A 21,737-nucleotide genomic window follows, 5' to 3' on the forward strand; every position below is an offset into this window, starting at 1 on the left:
AGTAAATTTAAAGTGTCTCATAATCCTAATCTAAAACCAATGTTATAACGTCTCACCATCGGATAAACATTCTGTCCCGAATGTTCGGGGTCACGGCGGGAATCACCTTTTGAGAACGTCAACAGATTGCTGCCATTAACATATACTTGCAGTTTTGTCAGACGTAAAGGCTGCAACCAACGTTTCGGAATCTGATAATTCACTTCCAGGTTCTTCAAACGAAGATAAGCATGGTTGGTATATGTGTATGTACTGGCCACCGAATTATAACTTCTCTGAACATGAATACTGGGGCGAACCGGACCGCTTTGAATCGGAGCATCGGCTGTCCATGTATTCAACGTATTCGGTTGAGCCTTGATATTACCTTCCGGGAAGTCCCATAAATAGGAAGGAATTGCTTCTTTATAAACATCCATAGCACTGTACCACAACATATTAAATCCGATTCCTTTGTAAGAACCTCCCAATGTAAATCCGAGGGTAGTGGTCGGATAGTTCAGGTTTTTCATCGGAACCATATCCTTGGCATCAATCATACCGTCTCCATTATAATCGATGTAGTACAAGTCTCCCGGAATCAGCGTGTTGTGTGTACCATTGGCAATAGTGGACTGCGCCGAGTTATAAATATCATCCAATGACTGGAAGTTTCCCGTTGCCAAGTATTTGTTCACATATCCGATTGACTTTCCGGCTTTTTTCAAATATTCGCTCTGATTCTTCGGGTCATCAATAAAGACAACACGGTTCTCACTGGCTGCAAAATTAAACTTCGCGTAATAATTAAACTTTCCGATACGGTCGTTCCAGGCAATATCCAATTCAAGACCGTGATTTTTAGTCTTACCCAGATTCACCTGCGGAAAAGCAATACCACTATCGGCCCATGACGGAATCGTATTACGTGCCATCAAAATGTTATTACGCTTTTCATCGAACAAGTCCACAGTAAAGTTTAGTTTACCCCACAAACCTATTTCGATACCGATATTCTGCTTAATAGATTCTTCCCAGGTAGCATCGGGGTCGGCCAGTTTCCCTTCTTTGTACAAAGGTCCCCAATTACTGGTCTGATATTTACCAAACTGCGCATTGGCAGATAGTTGCTCAAACTTCTGAATATAGTTGAAACGGGTAGCACCTTTATCATTACCAACTACTCCATACGAATAGCGCACTTTCAGGTTGGTCAGTACACCTTTGGTCAATTTCTTCACCCATGGTTCTTCACTGATGCGCCAACCGATAGAAGCGGACGGAAAGAAACCGAAACGGCGTCCCGGAGCAAATTTTTCCGAACCAGTGTAGGCACCGTTAAATTCAGCAAGATAACGCTCTTTGAAGTTGTAAGTGACACGGCCTACCCAGTCTTCTTCGTAAGCCGGGAAGCTCATCACACCCGAATTAGCAGTATTGGTTGATTCGTTCATCTTACGGTTAAATACAAATAAGGCACTTACATCGTGATCGCCAAACTGACGACTATAATTCAATGCTAATTCGTAATAAAGTTTACGTCCGTAAGCCTTGAAACCGTCATAAACACCACCAACAGGCAAATCTCCGAGAGCATTTTCATCCGGATAGCGTTTCTCGGTATAATTATAAGTAATTGTTCCGTCAGCATTATAAATAGGATTGGCGTAATCATACACACGATTAATACGAATATGCGTACGCTGGGCAACCAAATCGTCCTTACCTAAAATCTTACCCGGCATGATCTGGGTAGTCCATGAAGAAGAAGTAGTGTAAGACAATGATGCTTTCAATGACAGTCCCTTTGTAATAAAATCCAGCTTCTGATTCAAGATTACATCGTAGAAACCTTGATGTTGCTTAATATTACGACTACCTCCTTCATTCATCAGACAGGCTATATTTTGATCGGAGCTTAACCCGTCTCCCCATATTCCATTACTATATTTAATCGGAAATTCATTACTTGGAGCCGTAAAGAACGTTTTAAAAAAGCGTTCATCCGGAGAATCGACATTCTCATAATAAGACGGTTGGTTCTGATACCCCATCTTACCCGCCACATTAAATGACAATTTGGTGGTACTTGTTATATTGAAGTCGAAATTACTACGCCAGTTATAACGACGATAAGAGAAGGAAGGATCGAAATCCTCTTGTTTGGTAGTATTAAAAATATCTCCGTCATGCAAATAACCCAAAGATACGAAATAACTCATTTTCTTCGTACCACCGCGTACATTAAGATTATAAGCCTGTTCATAACCTACATTCTTTACCAGTTCTTTCCACCAGTCCACTTCGGGAAAGACATCGTTATACGGACCGTAATTTCCGGTAGCATACGCATTTTCCCATGCGGTAATGGTAGATTCGGGCATCATTGCTCCCCAGTTACCATCATTAGCCTGTGCCCTGTTATACTGTTTCATAGAGGTCACATAGTCAGACCATTCAGGAGCAGCAGAAGGTTGTTTAAAACCGAAGTTAGCTGTGAATGATATTTCCGGCTTCTGTTCGAGTCCGCGTTTGGTTGTCAGCAAGATCACACCGTTCGCACCTTTCACACCGTAAACCGCAGTTGCCGAAGCGTCTTTCAGTACGGAAATAGATTCGATTTCATTCACATCTACATCGTTGAAGTCACGTTCGATACCATCCACCAATACCAGTGGCTCCGCTTCTCCCCAGGTAGACTTACCACGAATCAATAAAGAAGCCTTATCAGCTCCCGGCTTTGAAGTGGAATTGATGGCAACCACACCCGGCATCTGACCTTGCAAAGCTTCGGAAACGGAGTTCACGCTACCTATCTTTAATAAATCATCTCCTTTTGCAGTAGCAATGGAACCGACACTGGATACCTTTTTCTGTACACCGTATCCAACCACTACCACTTCTTCCAGTGTCTCCGTATCTTCTCCTAAAGAGATTACTCCTAAAGTCGTTTTATTCTTTAAATCCAGTTCCAGAGTTTTATACCCCACATAAGAAATGACAAGTATGTCTCCTTTCGATGCCTTCACAGTAAAATTACCGTCAAAATCAGTAATCGTACCGCTTCCCGTACCTTTCACGCGAACACTGACGCCAATCATCGGTTCACCAGATACTGCATCCTTCACTTGTCCCTTCCAATAATCCTGTTGTGCCTGCACGTCCAGCGCACAAAACAAAAAGCAACAAAGACATAAGAAAGAAAAATAAAGTCTGTCTCTTCTCATAAACATTATTTTTAACTGTTAACAAATTCTTTATCTCAAGACACAAATTAAGCGGGAAAATCTTCAAATGAAAAGGAAGATTATCCTCAAAACCCGTACAAATGTGCAAAATAGATTTCTCTACTACATTTCTGAACAAATCATTTCCACATTGGCTTTATGACGTGCTCTTTGTCTACGGTGATGTTGTATATGCCATCGTTTCCTTTCTTCAGGATGAGCGGAACAATACGTGTTTTACGAGGGGACACGGTGGAATCTGAACGATGAACGTGGTAAACATAGTAATATTTTCCATCCAGCCCTTTAAATACATCTCCATGTCCTGATCCGTTTTCTCCTACGAGGCTGCGATGAATGATCGGACTGTTCGGATGTTTCTTCCACGGACCGAAAGGGGAAGAAGCAGTAGCATAGCCTACCGAATAGTCGATATTCATAAAATGATTGGCAGAATAGAAGAGGTAATATACCCCGTCCCACTTCATAACAGTCGGTCCTTCCATCACCGGTGCAGACTTATAGTTCGGAGTCTTTTCCCAAGGCTCCGTACAGTCCAGACATTGTTTCAATGTTTCCGGTTTGATACTTCCTTTCTTTATGTCAAACTCGGCTACCCAAAGGTAATTTCCTTTATTAAAGCGGACATGATATAGGTAGTATTTCCCATCATCATCCTTAAATAGGAAAGAGTCTATATTCTTAGCAGAAGCGTCTATCGGCTTGACTTCCTTCTGACGAAAAGGTCCGAATACCGATTTTGAGGAAGCAATTACTGTTTGCTCATTAGCAGTATAAGTGAAATAATAAGTTCTTTTATCCTTAAAGTATTGAGGTGCCCAGAAGCCTTTTTCACCATACGTTCGATCTCCTTTCCGCAGAATCAGTTGCAGGGAACTGCCATCAGGCACCGTCCAATGCTCCAGATCGGTCGATTCGAGGATAGCAAAGCCCTGTGGTTCCTGATTGCGTGTGCCGGTGAGGTAATACTTGCCGTTTTCCACAAAGATAGTGGGATCGGCATACATAATTTCTTTCCAATCATCAGCATGCAATTGGAAGGCAGACATAAATGTCACTCCTAGAACAAGTGTTACCCGTGATAAGATTTTATTAAATGTATTCATCAGTCTGTATCTTATTAATTGTTATACCATTTTTATCAATTCAGCTCCCATGCCAGGCGAGGTTGCTCACCGTTAAGATTCCATATAGAGGCATCCCAGTCGAGAGCACGAATGGCTTCCATCAGGTTATTGATGGTAGTCAAGCCGTTATAACGATCTACCGTAGTAATTGCACCTACGTTTACACTAGCTTGGTCAGGCAGTGCGGGATTACCAGAGAAAACACATTCCATAGCCGGGTTAGCGTAACAGGAATAAGCCACATTCTGACTGTACCGTCCACATACCTTACCCGATTTGGGGGCAGCTTGAGAGAATAAATATGTGTTCCATGCTACACAGTGATGAACAGTAATGCCGGACCCTGTTGTGTTATTGGCGTTACCCATGATACCTCCCACCTGATTTTGTGCAGATACATCACAGTCGCTCCAGCAGTAGGATATGGCAGAAGTAGTAGAAGCACCGGAAATAGGTTGTACCCATCCGGCAATACCACCGCCCGGATTAGCCACAACCATAGGAACTGCTTTCATCACTCCATGAGAATAACAATGAGAAATAGTACTTCCAAGCAACCGGCTGGCAATACCGCCGACGCACGACTGGGTAGTAATATCACCCACATGATAGCATTGTTCTATAGAAGCTCCTTCACGCACCTCACCGCAGATACCACCTGCCGACCACAATGCAGTAATCTTCGTTTCCGAACCACATTGATAAATCTTGCTGTCTGCCCCGTGAAGTCGCCCACAGATGCCGCCCGCTTGACCGTCATCCCATGCAGCATTGCCCGAAGTCAAACTGATAGTACCCGATACCCGAACGTTCTCCACTATACCCGCACCGGAAACATTACCTGCCTGACCAGCGACAATACCCGTAAGTTTTTTATTGGCAGTGACTTGTGCATTTGTAAAAGTAACATTGGCACATCGCCCTGTCAACATACCGAAGAAACCCTGATAACCGGATGAAGAAGATGTTATTTTCAGATTACTAATGGCGTGTCCACAACCATCAAAGTCCACCGGCTTGGCTGCAGTGGCTTCCACAGGAGTCCAGTCCATGCCTTGCAGATCGATATCTGCACCCAGACGTACATAGGTAATCTGCCCCTCCTTGAGGTATTCACCGAGCTTGGCCAAATCCTTGGCCGCAGTGATGATATACGGATTACCGATACCACCCTGCTTTTGTTGCAGATAGAAGGTCATAGTACTCTTCTCTTCGTTGACGGCAAGATTTTCGGATTTCAGTTTCAGACCGAGCACATATTTCTTGGTGTTGTCCAATGTAGTAAGATCGTGGAAACGCAGACCGACAGTGTGCAACACATCGTCACCCTTGAAATCGAGACTATTGACATCAAGGTCATAGTTAGCCGCAGGCAATAGTGTGTATTCCTCGCCAAATGAGTGAGCATCAACTACTGCAAATTCCACTTTCGCTTCCTTTTCACAATGGCTCTTTTCTACCATAATGGTATATTCATATTCCGGCTCATCCAGATACAACTCATACTTACCTGTTTGATAAAGTGACAAGGTTATATCCGAATAGGTAACTTCAGCCTTTTCCGGCTGTGTCAGATCCATGACTTCTCCACATGAAATCAACGAAAACGCCATTAACGACAGGGCGATAGGAATATATCTTTTCATAATTCAATTCTTTTAATGATTAAAAAGCAGGAACAATCACACCCACATTGTCTCCTGACAACCAAACTTTATCTCCATCTATACGAACTACCTCCATCTCCATCCCTTCTTTGAGGAAAGAAACTCCTTGGAATGAGAATTCAGCCTTTATCTTTTGACCCACAGCCGTGGGCTTCCCGTCAAACTTCACATGAATGTATTTGCTTTGATCCGAATTTTGCAGGCGATAAGTCAACCGTTTAGGATTAATTGCAGCCTGAAGTTGTTCCTGTTCTGTAAAAGTACAAATTCCATCCAAACTATAAAACCCAACTTCGGTATATCCTGCTATATTCTTCTTATCAACCCCGTTTTCGGCATATTCCGTCTCCGCACAAGAGGTGAAAACCAACAAACATACCAACACTACATATATTACTTTCATAAGCGAATAGATTTAAGATAATTACTTTCTAACAGTTGTCGACAATATTTCCACCGACCCATCCTTATAAGTCACTTCGGCGGTAAGTATTTGTCCGTTCAGATTCTTATTCACTATATTGATTTCCTGTCCATCCAGCTTTACTTTATAAGATGAGACATCAGCCGGCAAATTTAATAGTTGTACTAACATATATTCATCCACTTGTTGATATTTCAACAAAGGAAACTTTCCTGTTACAGACTTGGTCTTAACATCATCCTTCCACAACACGGCATCATCCGATTTCAGCAATGCTACATGGTAGGCAGTTCCGGGAACAAGATTTTCAACCAATGTATAGTCATTCTCCGAATCAAGCGACCGACGTGCTACCTCTGTTCCATTTTCATCTGTTACTAACAATATACCTGTTTTATCGGCTCCATTTCCCCAACGAATGAACAATTCCCGTTGTCCTCCGACAAGGCTGGAAACTGCCAATCCATCCCGGGCAGCGATGAAATCGGGATACAGCAATGGATTGGGATTGTAGAATCCGTCTGCATCCAGTCCTAAATAACGGGAAAAATAAATTCCTCCAAGTTCCCACATTTCAGTCTTCGCATCGTAAACAGCTCTCGCTCCACCGGGAACCACACTAAAACGTCCGGTAATGACATACGTATCATATTTCTTGAATACCTCATAAAAAGTTTTATACCAATTCTTCGGATACCAGGAATAACTCTCAAAAAGGCTCTTGAACTCGGTTGCACTGACTGGTGTACCGGTGTTAGCTTTTTCGGCTATCAGATTAAGGTATTCGTAAATTTTCATCCCGGCCGTATAACCATGCTTGGTTCCCCATTCTCCCAGTGCGTCGGCTACATGAGGATTTAAAGCACGTACCATAGAGAACTCCGTGCAAATCAATTTCTTTGTTACATCATATTTATCGCGGATAATACGGAAATCATCTTCCGCCTGGTTGATTTTCAATGCGTGAACGTGTAAGTCGAGCCCTACAACATTAGGATTGTTATTAACCACAGAGACTACCGCAGGTACCGTTTCGCTCTTCGGCAATTCGGATACACGGTTCAATGCCCCGGCATAAATATCAAAAGTCCATCCATTAGCCTGTTTCCAGGTAGTCAGCCGATTGGCAAACTCATTCAGAAATGCCCGATAATCCTCACCGTCCGCATGACAGAGATCGGTGTCCAATGCATTCTCCCATTCCGGTTCGTTACCCATGACAAGTATTTCAATATTCTTCGCCATATCATAGGTTTTCAGTAATACTTCCGTTGCCTGAAATATGTACTCCATCTCCTTAGTTCCTACTTTGGGAACCGTGTCGGTATATAATTCAAAAGGTATTTTCAGGCTCAATATAAATTTCACACGGTCGCCCAAGGCTTTCTTGGCCTGAATAAATTTCAGTGTAGGAATATGTGTCTTGATGGCATTTTCTTTCACGCCTACAATCTTCCCGTTTTCATTTTGAAGAAACAGATTGGGGATATTGACAAATCCTCTCACCCAAGTCACTTTCGACTGTTTCAACATCTCTATTTCCGTAATCGGGTAATCTATATTTTCATTATAGTTCGCCCCCAAATCCTGCGCCTTTGTTCCCATCGAACATAAGAACAGCAATACAAACATTAAAAAAGCTTTCATTTTCATATACATACTTCAAGGTTAATTGTCCGACATCGAACAGAACAAAGGTAGAGAAATAAACTCCGGTAGAATAGAACGATTGTTTTATCAACGGGATTTATGTTCAGAATAAACATTTGACCTTATTTTAATGGTTCTTCTTCTACTTCACTGCGATAATAACCGTCCACTTCAGCAAAGAAATTCTGCTTCAGGGAGTCCAGAAGTTCGGGCTGTTGTGCCGCCATATTCTGGTGTTGAGTCCGGTCGGCTTTTACATTGAACAAACCGTATTCATCCAGATTACCCAATTCATTTCCGGTCAGGTTTCGTTCAGAACCTTTATAAGGAGGCATCATAATCCAGTCGCCCGAACGATAAGCCATACGCCCTTGCGCTTCCAGCACTACATCCTTGCGGGCAATCTGTTCTTTTCCAAAGAAAGCATCCAGATAGTTCCGACTATCCAAACCTTCCGGTAAATCGGCATGTATCATCGAACCCAGAGAAGCGAGAATATCTACCTGACAAACCAGTGCATCGGATACGACCGGCTGAATCTTTCCTTTCCAATAAACAAACAGAGGAATATGCGTACCACCGTCGAACAAACTATATTTACCTCCGCGCAGACCTCCTGCAGGAAGATGATCGCCTGCCAGTTCGGGAGCACCGTCTTTGTAACCGTCATTCAGAACCGGCCCGTTATCGCTGGAGAAGATAATCAGTGTCTTTTCCAACAAGCCTTCTTCCTTCAAGTGGGCAAGCAGTTCGCCGACACACCAGTCTGCCTCAACGATGGCATCGCCACGAGGCCCCATCGTTGTTTTGCCTACAAATCGCTGGTGGGGAGCACGAGGTACGTGAGGTTCGTGCAAGCCATAATACAGGAAGAAAGGAGCATTTTTGTGTTCAGTCACAAAGTTCTTTACCTTATCTACAAAATAGTCGGCCATATCCTCGTCTTTCCAACGGGCTTTCTGACCGCCTTTCATATATCCGATACGGGGAATTCCGTTTACTATAGAGTTATTGTGTCCGTGTGCCCACTGCATTTTCAGCATCTCCGGATGAGAAATGGCAGTCGGTTCGCCTTCAAAATTATGCTCGTAACTTACTTCGATGGGGTCAGCCGGATCGAGTCCTACTACATCACCGTTTTCCACGTAAACGGTCGGGACACGGTCATTGGTTGCTGCAATTAGGCAAGAGTAGTCGAAACCGATTTCTTTGGCACCCGGTTTGACGGTTTCGTTCCAGTTGACATTGCCGTCTCCCATCCCCAAATGCCACTTTCCGATAGCTCCGGTCACATAACCGCATTGCTGCATCATCTTCGGCAAGGTAAACTGATTTTCATTAATGATAAGAGGAGCATCTCCCGGCAGGATTTTTGCATCCTTATTTTTCCACGGATACATTCCGGTCATCAAAGCGTAACGGCTGGGAGTGGAAGTTGCCGAAGTGGCATATCCGTTCGTGAAACAAACTCCGCCATGAGCCAGACTGTCGATATTCGGAGTATGAATCGTAGTAGAGCCGTAAGCGCTGACATCACCAAATCCCAGATCATCGGCAAGAATCACAATCACATTCGGCTTTTCTTCTACGTGCTGTGAGGTACAACCTACTAAAGACAACGTAGGAACTAGATAGATTATCTTTTTCATAATATTATGTAGTTAATAACGATGCAAATTTAGCCACCACTTATTTATTTATGTAGAACAAATGTTTAATAATGGGGAGAAATGTCCATCCTACAACTATTTCAAAGAAACAAGGAATGAAAATGCATGTGATGAATTGGAAGCATCCGTAGCAGTAAAGATGGTATTGGAATATAATAAGCAGGCAAAACGGAATTCGAAATAATAGCCAGTTAGAAAGTTGCAAACTAGAAAATAAACTGCATAAATAAACGCATGAGCATACAAAGAACAGTCTAATATTACATAAAGCCAAACAAAATATGCATCTTTCTCTAGTTGGATTATACCATCAAATAAAAAGATCTCCTTAGAATGTGTTTTTCCCATATATTGTGAGAAAGTATTCCCCCATTTTGAGAGAATATTTTCTCACAAAATGAGGGAAAAACACAACTTGCCATATTCATCTCCCGATTATTATCTGACCATATACCAACATTATCTAAATTGATTTAAATCAAAATCGTCCGGTCTGAACTCACCCTGAAAGATTTTGTTCTACTTTTGCAGCCAAAACAAATAAGCGGCAAATAATAGTAAGGTAAAAAGGTAACAGGTATTAAGGTTAAGTTTTGTATGAAGAAGAGTCTTATTGCATTGGCGTTCGGCACACTGGGATTAGGTATTGCCGAATTTGTAATGATGGGAATTTTGCCCGATGTGGCAAAAGATTTAGGTATTAGTATTCCTACCGCAGGGCATTTCATTTCTGCTTATGCATTAGGCGTCTGTGTCGGTGCACCTGTATTGACATTGGCTCGCAAATATCCGCTAAAACATATTCTGTTAGTATTAGTTACCTTAATTATGATAGGTAATATCTGTGCGGCTATGGCTCCCAATTACTGGGTGTTGCTCGCTGCCCGTTTTATCTCCGGCTTGCCTCATGGTGCATACTTCGGAGTAGGCTCTATTGTTGCAGAGAAACTGGCCGACAAGGGTAAAGGTTCGGAAGCCGTCTCCATCATGATTGCAGGAATGACCATTGCCAATCTGTTCGGCGTACCTTTGGGCACTTCCTTAAGTACCATGCTTTCCTGGCGTGCCACTTTCCTGCTGGTCGGTATCTGGGGAATTGTTATCCTATATTATATCTGGCGATGGGTTCCTCATGTAGAGGGTCTGAAGGATACCGGCTTTAAAGGACAATTCCGCTTTCTTAAAACTCCGGCTCCGTGGCTGATTCTCGGTGCTACGGCATTAGGTAATGGCGGTGTATTCTGCTGGTATAGCTACATCAATCCGATGCTTACCAATGTGTCCGGCTTCTCCGCAGAAAGCATTACGCCTTTAATGATCCTTGCCGGCTTCGGTATGGTAGTGGGAAACCTGATTAGCGGACGTCTCTCCGACCGCTACACCCCCGGAAAAGTAGGGACTGCCGCACAAGCACTTATCTGTATTATGTTATTGCTCATCTTCTTCCTTTCTCCCTATAAATGGGCAGCAGCCCTGTTGATGTGCCTTTGTACGGCAGGACTGTTCGCAGTATCCAGTCCGGAGCAGGTATTAATTATCCGCGTATCAAAGGGAGGAGAAATGCTGGGAGCAGCCTGCGTGCAGGTTGCATTCAATCTCGGAAATGCCATCGGTGCTTATGCAGGCGGACTGGCTGTTAGCGGTGGCTACCGTTATCCGGCTCTGGCGGGTGTGCCATTTGCTCTCATTGGATTTACTTTATTCCTGATTTTCTATAAGAAATACCAAGCAAAATATTAAAACTCTGCCAAAATGCCTATCTTTGCAGCCAGATTATCGATAACTAAATAAAAACGAAATAGATAAATGGCATTGCAATGTGGTATTGTCGGACTACCGAACGTGGGTAAGTCGACACTTTTCAACTGTTTGTCGAACGCGAAAGCACAGGCGGCAAATTTCCCTTTCTGTACAATTGAACCCAATGTAGGTGTAATCACCGTTCCCGACGAACGTCTGAACGCACTGGCAGAATTGGTGCATCCCCAACGAATTGTCCCTACAACTGTAGAAATCGTAGATATCGCCGGACTGGTGAAAGGCGCAAGCAAAGGCGAAGGACTGGGAAACAAGTTCCTTGCCAATATCCGTGAAACAGACGCAATTATCCACGTACTCCGTTGCTTCGACGACGACAACGTGACACACGTAGACGGAAGCGTAAATCCCGTCCGCGACAAAGAAATCATCGACTACGAACTTCAACTGAAAGACCTGGAAACCATCGAAAGCCGTATCCAGAAAGTGCAGAAACAGGCACAGACAGGTGGTGACAAAGCTGCAAAACAAGCTTACGATGTGTTGGTTCAATATAAAGACGCACTGGAACAGGGAAAATCTGCACGTACCGTTACTTTCGAAACCAAAGACGAACAGAAGATTGCCCGTGAACTGTTCCTGCTGACCAGCAAACCGGTAATGTACGTTTGTAACGTTGATGAAGCAAGTGCGGTAAACGGCAACAAATACGTAGATATGGTACGCGAGGCCGTAAAAGACGAGAATGCTCAAATCCTGATTGTCGCAGCCAAAACAGAAGCCGACATCGCCGAACTGGAAACGTACGAAGACCGTCAGATGTTCCTTGCCGAAGTAGGCTTGGAAGAATCGGGCGTAGCACGTCTTATCAAATCGGCTTATAGACTCCTGAACCTCGAAACTTACTTCACAGCCGGCGTACAGGAAGTACGTGCCTGGACTTACGAAAAGGGATGGAAGGCTCCGCAATGTGCCGGAGTGATCCACACCGATTTTGAAAAAGGCTTTATCCGTGCCGAAGTTATCAAATACGACGATTATATCAAATACGGTTCGGAAGCAGCCGTGAAAGAAGCCGGAAAACTGGGTGTGGAAGGAAAAGAATATATCGTGCAGGATGGCGACATCATGCATTTCCGTTTCAACGTGTGATTATCGGCAATCACCGACGACTTATTAATTACTAATTCGCTAACAATATGAAATATCTCATTGCAGGAACGGGAGGTGTAGGCGGCAGTATCGCAGGATTCTTGTCGCTGGCAGGCAAAGATGTAACTTGTATTGCCCGTGGAGCTCATTTGCAATCAATTCAAACGAACGGTTTGACACTGAAGTCGGATTTGAAGGGCGAACATACACTCCGGATTCCGGCAACTACCGCTGAAGAATTCAATGGAAAAGCAGATGTGATATTTGTATGCGTAAAAGGTTATTCGGTCGATTCTATTGTAGAACTGATAAAAAGGGCAGCACACAAAGACACGGTTGTCATCCCTATCCTGAATGTGTACGGCACAGGGCCACGCATACAAAAGTTAGTACCGGAAGTCACTGTCCTCGACGGATGCATCTATATCGTAGGTTTCGTATCCGGCACAGGAGAAATCACTCAAATGGGAAAGATATTCCGGCTGGTATATGGTGCTCACCACGGCACAGTTGTGAAACCCGGATTGCTGGAAGCTATCCGCCAAGACTTGCAGGAAGCAGGCATAAAAGTGGAATTGTCACCGGACATCAACCGGGATACGTTCATCAAATGGTCGTTTATCTCCGCAATGGCTGTGACGGGTGCTTACTACGACGTTCCGATGGGAGAAGTGCAAAAACCGGGAAAGATACGGGATACATTTATCGGACTTTCCACGGAAAGCGCTGCCTTAGGCAAGAAACTGGGCGTCGAATTTCCCGAAGACCCCGTCAGCTACAACCTGAAAGTGATTGACAAGCTCGCCCCCGAAAGTACCGCTTCTATGCAGAAAGACCTGGCACGCGGACACGATTCGGAAATACAGGGGTTGCTCTTCGACATGATTGCAGCAGCCGAGGAACAAGGAATAGACATACCGACCTACCGGATGGTAGCGGAGAAATTCAAAGAATCTAATCATTAACATTAATCCAATATAGAATGAATACCATGCTATTATCCATCCACTGGAACCCGAATCCCGAACTATTCAACCTGTTCGGCATTTCTATCCGTTATTACGGATTACTGTGGGCAGTAGGAATATTCTTTGCTTATATGGTTGTTCACTACCAGTACCGGGATAAAAAGATAGAAGAAAAAAAGTTTGACCCGCTTTTCTTTTATTGTTTTTTTGGTATTCTGATCGGCGCGCGCCTGGGACACTGCTTGTTCTATGCCCCGGGATATTACCTGTCTCATTTTTGGGAAATGATTCTTCCCATCAAATTCATGCCGGACGGAAACTGGAAATTCACCGGATATGAAGGACTTGCCAGCCACGGCGGTACATTAGGATTGATCATCGCCCTTTGGCTGTATTGCCGTAAGACGAAACTTCATTATATGGACGTGTTGGATATGATTGCCGTAGCTACTCCAATCACCGCCTGTTTCATCCGCCTTGCCAACCTGATGAACTCCGAAATCATCGGCAAACCATCCGATGTGCCCTGGGCATTCGTTTTCGAACGTGTGAAAGAATATGGAGCAAACGGTGAAATACTTCCGGCAATCCCTCGCCATCCGGGACAACTCTACGAAGCCATCGCTTATCTTATCCTGTTCTTCATCATGATTTACCTGTATAAGAATTACAGCAAGAAACTGCACCGCGGCTTCTTCTTCGGGTTTTGCCTGACTTATATCTTCACCTTCCGCTTTTTCATCGAATTCCTGAAAGAAAACCAGGAGGATTTTGAAAACAGCATGATGTTCAATATGGGGCAATGGTTAAGCGTTCCGTTTATCATCATAGGCGTCTATTTCATGTTCTTCTATGATAAGAAGAAAAAGAAAATAGGCTAAATCAAAGAAAGGAATTGTCTGAAAAGTCGTCAGTAACTCTAATTTCTCTCCTTCCTGAAGGAGGAGAATTATAATAGAACCGACTTTTCAGACAGGCTCTTGTAAAAAAGACATATCCTAAGGCATTATATACATTTTCAGTTTATTTCCCCCTGACTATCTTCTTTATATCATTCAGTTTATTCAGCGCTTCAATAGGAGTAAGATTATTCACATCAAGATTCAATATCTCATCGCGAATCTGACAGAGAATCGGATCGTCCAACTGGAAGAAGCTTAACTGCATACCTCCACGATTTTCGCCCACTTCTGCCAGCGGTGTACCTGCTATGCCCTGTTGGCGATTATCAGATTCAAGCTGTTTCAATATCTCATTCGCACGTTTCACAATGCTTTTCGGCATACCTGCCATCTTTGCCACATGAATACCGAAAGAGTGTTCACTACCACCACGTTCCAGCTTACGAAGGAAGATTACTTTATTATCAACTTCTTTCACCGATACATTATAATTCTTAATGCGCTTGAAAGATTTCTCCATCTCATTCAATTCATGATAATGCGTAGCAAATAATGTACGTGCTTTTGCTTTCGGATGTTCGTGGATATACTCTACAATTGCCCAGGCAATGGAAATACCATCATAAGTGGAAGTACCACGACCCAATTCGTCAAATAATACCAGGCTCCGGGAAGAAATATTGTTGAGGATATCAGCCGCTTCATTCATTTCTACCATGAATGTAGATTCGCCGACTGATATATTATCGCTCGCTCCTACACGGGTAAATATCTTATCTACCAAACCGATATGCGCACTTTCCGCAGGAACAAACGAGCCGATTTGAGCCAATAGCGTAATCAATGCCGTTTGGCGCAAGAGTGCCGACTTACCTGCCATGTTGGGACCGGTTATAATAATAATCTGCTGTGTATCGCTGTCCAGCATTACATCATTGGCAATATACTTCTCGCCTATCGGAAGTTGTTTTTCTATTACCGGGTGACGTCCCTGACGAATATCCAATACGTCATTATCCTCAATAATCGGACGGATATAACGATTCTCACGCGCCACATTGGCAAATGACAGCAGACAGTCCAGACGTGCAATCTGATTCGCATTAATCTGTATCTGTGGAATAAACTCCATCAATGACTGTACCAAATCCGTATATAGCTGCGTTTCCAGCACCAGAATCTTATCCTCCGCTCCCAAAATCTTTTCTTCATATTCCTTTAGTTCCTGCGTGATATAACGTTCTGCGTTGACTAACGTCTGTTTACGAATCCACTCTTTCGGAACTTTATCTTTATGGACATTACGGACTTCGATATAATAGCCGAATACGTTATTATAAGCCACTTTCAAACTCGGAATACCTGTCTCCTCGCTCTCCCGTTGCTGTATCTTTAGCAGATAATCTTTTCCTGAATAGGAGATTTGCCGCAATTCATCCAACTCTGCGTTCACACCATCTTGAATCACTCCACCTTTATTTATCAGTAAAGGAGGATCATTTTTAATCTCTTTGGCAATCCGGTCACGAATAGAAATACAAAGATTCAGTAGTTCGCCAATGCGATTCAAGCTCGCATTATCAGCTTCCATACATGCTTGTTTTATCGGCTCAATTGCTTGCAAGGCAACTTTCAGCTGAACGACTTCACGGGGCGACACACGTCCTACAGCCACTTTGGAAATAATACGCTCCAGATCACCTATCAGATGCAACTGTTCTTCAATCAGTTCCTTAAAATCAGGCTGACGGAAGAAATATTCCACTACATTCAAGCGTTCATTGATCGGTTTCTTATCCTTTAAGGGAAAAACCATCCAGCGTTTCAACAGACGCGCTCCCATCGGGCTGATGGTCCGGTCGATGACATTGAGCAGGCTACTTCCGCCATCATTCATATTACCAATCAGCTCAAGGCTACGCACCGTGAACTTATCCAGACGGACGTATTTATCTTCTTCAATACGTGCCAATGAAGTGATGTGACCAATCTGCGTATGCTGCGTCATTGTCAGATACTGCAAGATAGCGCCGGAAGCAATGATACCGTTTTTCAAGTGCTCCACTCCGAAGCCTTTCAGATTCTTCGTTTCAAAGTGTTTCAGCAGTTTCTCCCGGGCAGTTGTTTCTGTAAATACCCAGTCGTCCAGCTCGAATGTGAAGAACTTATTACCGAAATTACCTTCAAACATCAGGCGTTTGCCACGTTCAAAAAGAATTTCTTTAGGGGCAAAGTTATTCAACAGTTTGTCTATATAATCAAAAGGACCCTCTGCGGTAAGGAATTCACCGGTAGAAATGTCGAGAAAGGCAACTCCACAGGAAGCTTTTCCGAAATGAACGGCAGCCAGGAAGTTATTCTCTTTATAGTTCAGTACATTATCATTGATAGAAACACCGGGAGTAACCAATTCGGTAATGCCGCGCTTCACCAGCTTCTTCGTCATTTTCGGGTCTTCGAGCTGGTCGCAGATAGCGACACGTTTTCCTGCGCGAACCAGTTTCGGAAGATAGGTATCAAGGGCATGATGAGGAAAACCTGCCATCTCGATAGTTTTTCCTTTCCCATTGGCACGTTTTGTCAGTGTGATTCCTAAGATTTCGGCTGCAACGATGGCATCCGTAGAATATGTTTCATAAAAGTCACCGCAACGAAACAGCATCACTGCATCCGGATGTTTTGCCTTCAAATCCAGAAACTGTTTCATCATCGGGGTGAGGACGATCTCTTCTTCGTTCACGGGTGTCTCCTTTTCTTTTTTGTTGAGTATATAATGAATTATCCTTGCAAAGATAGCGGATTTTCGGCAGAGAATCAACGGTCTGTTCCGATTCAATTTTCAAAATAAATGCTGCATATCTTGAAAAAAGGAGCGTTTATTTCTTAACAAGTAGGAGAAAACTATTAAAACATGTTATAAAACATGCTATTTTTCTTGGATAATTTGCTAATTTCCCAATAGTCCGTATCTTTGTACTGTGTTTTTCATAGTATTAGATTTAAGGTTAACAAAGGTTGGAGCAAGGCGTTGCTCCTTTTTTTATGCCCGTACGCTTCGTCCCTATTTGATATAAACCAGCAGAACTCTCTCTTTTCAATCATCAGATTATTTTGTCGCAATCTGAAATCCTAGAGATTCGGTTCAGAGCAGCCCCACCTTTAAAAATAGATTCATTCCTGTTTCAGAAAGGAATGAAACAAATTCTTTTATAAATGCCATATTTTAATGTAAATATTATTACAGTAATAGATGCAATATAAACAAATGGTATTACAAAAAAAATGTCAATAAAACTCCTATGCATTTCTGATAGATAACACTGTTTTGTAAAGCACTGTTATACAGTCGGTTACTATTCGTGGCTTTCCTTTAAAACCAACGACCCGTTTCTCACCGAGAAACAACCTGTTCGACACCGAGAAACGAATTAACTGATAAAGTCCTAAACTTATAATTAAGGAAATTGTTAGTCTCTTTTATTTTTGACACTTCTATCGTAGGAATGCATATGTTGAAATATATTTCAATGATAATCTTATCATGTCCAAAATATAATGATATGGAATAAATTTATAACCATACATGAAACGAACCGTTTTGGGTATAGCAATTATGCCCCAAAATTGTCAAATTAAGCCACTTCTTTCTTGCCTTCTACAACATATCAAACTCCCCAATATGCAGTATAATGCAAAAAGCCAGTCGTAACATACCATGAACCAATTTTCTATACTTTTATAAAAATATAATAAACATCGAATGATATTCACTCAAACAAAAGCACACATTTTAAATACAAATATTATCATTTTTCTTGTTTATATCAGCTAATAATAATACATTTGCATATATTCAAACCAATATAATACAATTATGAATAAAATTACCATTTTTTCATTAACATTACTTTTCGCTCTAATTTTACCTTTATTTGCAAATGCACAGGTAACAGTGAAAGGTATTGTAACTGACGAAAGTGGGGTACCATTAGTAGGCGTATCCGTCCGCTATAAGGAGCTCCCCCAAGTCGGTGTTACCACAGATATTGATGGTAAGTTTTCCATCAAAGAGATGAAAGAAGGCAAGACACTTGTTTTTTCTTACATTGGCATGAAAAATGTAGAGCACTTATTGAAAGGAGCAACACCTTTTATCAAAATTAAAATGGAATCTGCAACAAGTGAACTGGATCAAGTTGTCGTTACAGGTTATACCCAAACTACTTTTAAGAAAATGACTGGTTCTGTCGGAATTATCTCGGCCGACCAGTTGAAAGACCAAGCCCAACCAACGGTAGACGCCCTCATGCAAGGTAAAATAGCAGGTGTGGCTGTATCAGCCATATCCGGACAACCTGGTAGTACACAAAAAATACGAATCAGAGGTACCAATACAATCACCGGAGATGGTGAACCACTATGGGTTATCGATGGAGTTCCCATGCAAAGTGGAAGTACCGATATGCCTACCAGTGCTGAAATAAAATCCGGTCAATTTGACGACTTGTTCATGAATGGTGTCGCCGGCATCAATCCCAGCGACATAGAAAGTATTACTATTTTGAAAGATGCTTCGGCCGCTGCTATTTATGGTTCGCGAGCAGCCGGTGGAGTAATTGTTGTCACTACCAAAAAAGGCAAATCAGGAAAAGTCCAAATAAACTATTCAGGCAATGTATCAGTCACTTTACCACCCCAACGGAACTACTCTCTGATGAATTCACAAGAGAAGCTTGCCTATGAACAGGGATTATGGGATGAATTCTCTGCTCCGGGATTTGAAGCCGGGGCAAATGACTATCCGGTGGTAGGAGTAGTAGGCATCATTCGTGCTGGTAGGGGAAAGTTTACCGGATGGAGCAAAGAACAACAAGATACGTATATCGAAGAATTAGGTAAAACGAATACCGATTGGTACGATGAACTGTTTCGCAACAGTGTTTCTACCACCCACAACTTGTCCATTAATGGTGGTGGAGACAAATACACCTATTATACTTCACTAGCATATACCCGCAACGCCGGTTTATTGAAAAATAATGATTACGACCGTTATAACCTGACAGCTAATCTATCAATGCACCCCAGCCAGAAAGTCAAGATTGACTTTGGGGCATCCATGTCTTATCAATATTCAAAGTCCCCGGCACTGAATAGTCTCGATCCTTTCCAATATGCTTATTTTGCCAATCCATACGAAAGTCCGTATAACGAAGACGGCAGTTACCGGGCAGATGAAACATATTATGCACTAGGAGAATATAACAATAAAAAGACTAGTTCCAAGATTATACCTGATTGTGGATTTAATGTACTTCGCGAAATGGACGAAACTTCTTCACGCACTAAGAATATAAAAACAATGGTTCGTGCAGGAATTGATTACAGCATTATCAACCATTTGCGTTTTGTGGGCCTGGCTTCATATACTTATTCCACCAACCGTCTAAAGGAAATATATGGTAAAAACACAAAAGCAGCTTTAGACAACCGTCTTTCTATCGATAACAATACTAATAAGGAATATGCTTCTATCTTGCAACGCAATGTAGATAATGAGAGCTATATGGTCCGCGGGCATTTTACTTATGATGATTCTTTCGGAGACCACTCTGTCTCCCTTATTGCCGGTGCCGAATTCCGCGGAAGTAAATCAGACGGTTTGTACAGTAAACGATATGGTTACGACGAAATCACCGGAAATGCCATAACCCCACTTCCTGATGACCCGACAGGAGTAGGCTACGAGAAACTAAAAGCCTATCTCGCCGCTATTGATGGCTCGAACGGAGAAACATGGAGTGAACAACGCTTTGTCTCTTTCTATGCATCTGCTGATTATTACTACAAAAACAAATATGTACTGAATGTCTCTTTCCGTACTGACGGTAGTTCTAATTTTGGTAGTGACAAACAATTTAATCCTAACTGGGCAGCCGGTGCAGCATGGAATGTTAGCGAAGAAGATTTCATGGCTCCGCTAAAACCTGCACTGAACAGATTAACACTCCGTATAGCAACCGGATTTACAGGTAACATCAACCGCAGTGTCAGCCCGCAAATGATTATCAGTTACTACGATGACTACCGGAATATTTCCAACAATATTTATCATATAGGAAAAGTAGTTAGTCCACCGAATCCCAATCTACGTTGGGAAAAGACGCAAGACGTGAAAGTGGCTCTTGATTTCGGTATGTTTAACGACCGCTTGACAGGTATAGTGGAAGGATACTACCGGAAAAGTAAAGACATTGTAACAGGTGTGCAAGTTCTAAGCAGCACAGGATTCACTCAACAGAAATACAATACTGCCAATATTGATAACAAAGGTATCGAAGCTACCCTGAATGGAATTCCTGTTAAAACAAAAGATTTCAATCTGTCTCTTTCTGCCAACATAGCTTATAACAAGAATAAAGTGACCAAATATAAAGCTTCCTATAGCAGCATGGGATATAATAATTTATGGGAGGGTTACCCTGTAGACGCCATCTATAGTGGGAGATACACCGGTATTGACCCCGAAACAGGATTATATACATACCAGCTGCGCCCCGATGCTGAAATACGCACAGCCACTGACTTGAATAAGCCCGATAATTACCGGTATTATCTAGGCACAAGTGAAGCTCCCGTAACCGGAGGATTTAATGTAACCGCCGAATATAAAGGTATTCGCCTTAGCGTAAACGGAACTTTTGCCACAGGAGCCAAAAATTTTGAATTCATCAAGTCGCCAACTTCAGCTAGCACCGTAAGCGGTAATGGGGTATTTAATTACACAGAACGCGAACAAGTCTTCCAAAATGATTTGTTCGCACAACATCTGAATGTTCCGAAAGCAGCAGCCGACCGTTGGACGCCCAATAATACAAATGGCACTTATCCGCGCGTATGGAATCCGTTCGGTGAGGTTTACGGATTTGGCTATTATAACCCTATGCACAAAGAAATCACGCATGGAGCTTTCCTTACCAACTTATCTTATGCCAGAATTAAGAGCATCATTTTAGGATATACGCTACCTAAGAAGTTAATAAGTAGTTCGGCTCTCTCCAATGTAGATTTCTCTTTGTCACTGAACAACTTCTTCACATTCACCAGCTATTCAGGCATGGATCCTGAAACCCCCGGTGCTACTTATCCGATAAGCCGTTCTGTGATGTTTAGCGTAAATGTTGGATTTTAA

12 protein-coding genes are annotated in these 21,737 nt (G+C 42.6%); 5 read left to right on the plus strand and 7 right to left on the minus strand.

Annotation, left to right across the window (positions count from 1 at the left end):
* Positions 1 to 17: 17 nt before the first annotated feature.
* The 6 genes from A4V03_RS18460 to A4V03_RS18485 form a co-directional block, all read right to left on the minus strand.
* A complete protein-coding gene (locus tag A4V03_RS18460; RefSeq protein WP_065539875.1) occupies positions 18 to 3,206 on the minus strand; it encodes a SusC/RagA family TonB-linked outer membrane protein in 3,189 nt (1,062 codons plus the stop codon).
* Positions 3,207 to 3,346: 140 nt separating this feature from the next.
* Positions 3,347 to 4,333 carry a glycoside hydrolase family 43 protein gene (locus A4V03_RS18465; RefSeq protein ID WP_065539876.1) on the minus strand — a complete coding sequence of 329 codons (987 nt, stop codon included), beginning with the start codon at positions 4,331 to 4,333 and terminating at the stop codon, positions 3,347 to 3,349.
* 35 nt (positions 4,334 to 4,368) lie between these two features.
* Positions 4,369 to 6,000: a DUF1735 domain-containing protein gene (locus tag A4V03_RS18470; protein WP_065539877.1), complete on the minus strand. Its 1,632-nt coding sequence runs from the start codon at positions 5,998 to 6,000 to the stop codon at positions 4,369 to 4,371.
* A gap of 19 nt (positions 6,001 to 6,019) precedes the next feature.
* Positions 6,020 to 6,424, minus strand: a complete 405-nt coding sequence (locus A4V03_RS18475) for a hypothetical protein (RefSeq protein ID WP_065539878.1) — start codon at positions 6,422 to 6,424, stop codon at positions 6,020 to 6,022.
* Positions 6,425 to 6,445: 21 nt separating this feature from the next.
* Positions 6,446 to 8,104: a hypothetical protein gene (locus A4V03_RS18480; protein WP_065539879.1), complete on the minus strand. Its 1,659-nt coding sequence runs from the start codon at positions 8,102 to 8,104 to the stop codon at positions 6,446 to 6,448.
* A 113-nt stretch (positions 8,105 to 8,217) separates the two neighbouring features.
* Positions 8,218 to 9,744 carry a sulfatase-like hydrolase/transferase gene (locus A4V03_RS18485; protein WP_065539880.1) on the minus strand — a complete coding sequence of 509 codons (1,527 nt, stop codon included), beginning with the start codon at positions 9,742 to 9,744 and terminating at the stop codon, positions 8,218 to 8,220.
* A 618-nt stretch (positions 9,745 to 10,362) separates the two neighbouring features.
* Between A4V03_RS18485 and araJ the strand changes: the two genes are divergently transcribed.
* The 4 genes from araJ to lgt all read left to right on the plus strand — a co-directional run bounded on the left by araJ (position 10,363) and on the right by lgt (position 14,524).
* Positions 10,363 to 11,505: an MFS transporter AraJ gene (araJ, locus tag A4V03_RS18490; RefSeq protein WP_024987750.1), complete on the plus strand. Its 1,143-nt coding sequence runs from the start codon at positions 10,363 to 10,365 to the stop codon at positions 11,503 to 11,505.
* 66 nt (positions 11,506 to 11,571) lie between these two features.
* Positions 11,572 to 12,675: a redox-regulated ATPase YchF gene (ychF, locus tag A4V03_RS18495; protein ID WP_065539881.1), complete on the plus strand. Its 1,104-nt coding sequence runs from the start codon at positions 11,572 to 11,574 to the stop codon at positions 12,673 to 12,675.
* A gap of 47 nt (positions 12,676 to 12,722) precedes the next feature.
* Positions 12,723 to 13,640, plus strand: a complete 918-nt coding sequence (locus A4V03_RS18500; protein ID WP_065539882.1) for a ketopantoate reductase family protein — start codon at positions 12,723 to 12,725, stop codon at positions 13,638 to 13,640.
* Positions 13,641 to 13,657: 17 nt separating this feature from the next.
* A complete protein-coding gene (lgt, locus tag A4V03_RS18505) occupies positions 13,658 to 14,524 on the plus strand; it encodes a prolipoprotein diacylglyceryl transferase (protein ID WP_065539883.1) in 867 nt (288 codons plus the stop codon).
* 142 nt (positions 14,525 to 14,666) lie between these two features.
* Here lgt and mutS read toward each other — a convergent pair whose 3' ends face one another.
* Positions 14,667 to 17,255 carry a DNA mismatch repair protein MutS gene (gene mutS / locus A4V03_RS18510; RefSeq protein WP_065540504.1) on the minus strand — a complete coding sequence of 863 codons (2,589 nt, stop codon included), beginning with the start codon at positions 17,253 to 17,255 and terminating at the stop codon, positions 14,667 to 14,669.
* 1,242 nt (positions 17,256 to 18,497) lie between these two features.
* Between mutS and A4V03_RS18520 the strand changes: the two genes are divergently transcribed.
* Positions 18,498 to 21,737: a SusC/RagA family TonB-linked outer membrane protein gene (locus A4V03_RS18520; protein ID WP_236588601.1), complete on the plus strand. Its 3,240-nt coding sequence runs from the start codon at positions 18,498 to 18,500 to the stop codon at positions 21,735 to 21,737.

It is taken from the genome of Bacteroides caecimuris (genome assembly GCF_001688725.2).
GTDB lineage: Bacteria > Bacteroidota > Bacteroidia > Bacteroidales > Bacteroidaceae > Bacteroides > Bacteroides caecimuris.

Coding starts and splice junctions, on each gene's coding strand:
- lgt (WP_065539883.1), top strand. CDS start 13,658: ATGAATACCATGCTATTATCCATCCACTGGAACCCGAATCCCGAACTA.
- A4V03_RS18475 (WP_065539878.1), bottom strand. CDS start 6,424: ATGAAAGTAATATATGTAGTGTTGGTATGTTTGTTGGTTTTCACCTCT.
- A4V03_RS18465 (WP_065539876.1), bottom strand. CDS start 4,333: ATGAATACATTTAATAAAATCTTATCACGGGTAACACTTGTTCTAGGA.
- mutS (WP_065540504.1), bottom strand. CDS start 17,255: ATGATGAAACAGTTTCTGGATTTGAAGGCAAAACATCCGGATGCAGTG.
- A4V03_RS18485 (WP_065539880.1), bottom strand. CDS start 9,744: ATGAAAAAGATAATCTATCTAGTTCCTACGTTGTCTTTAGTAGGTTGT.
- A4V03_RS18470 (WP_065539877.1), bottom strand. CDS start 6,000: ATGAAAAGATATATTCCTATCGCCCTGTCGTTAATGGCGTTTTCGTTG.
- A4V03_RS18480 (WP_065539879.1), bottom strand. CDS start 8,104: ATGTATATGAAAATGAAAGCTTTTTTAATGTTTGTATTGCTGTTCTTA.
- A4V03_RS18500 (WP_065539882.1), top strand. CDS start 12,723: ATGAAATATCTCATTGCAGGAACGGGAGGTGTAGGCGGCAGTATCGCA.
- araJ (WP_024987750.1), top strand. CDS start 10,363: ATGAAGAAGAGTCTTATTGCATTGGCGTTCGGCACACTGGGATTAGGT.
- A4V03_RS18460 (WP_065539875.1), bottom strand. CDS start 3,206: ATGAGAAGAGACAGACTTTATTTTTCTTTCTTATGTCTTTGTTGCTTT.
- ychF (WP_065539881.1), top strand. CDS start 11,572: ATGGCATTGCAATGTGGTATTGTCGGACTACCGAACGTGGGTAAGTCG.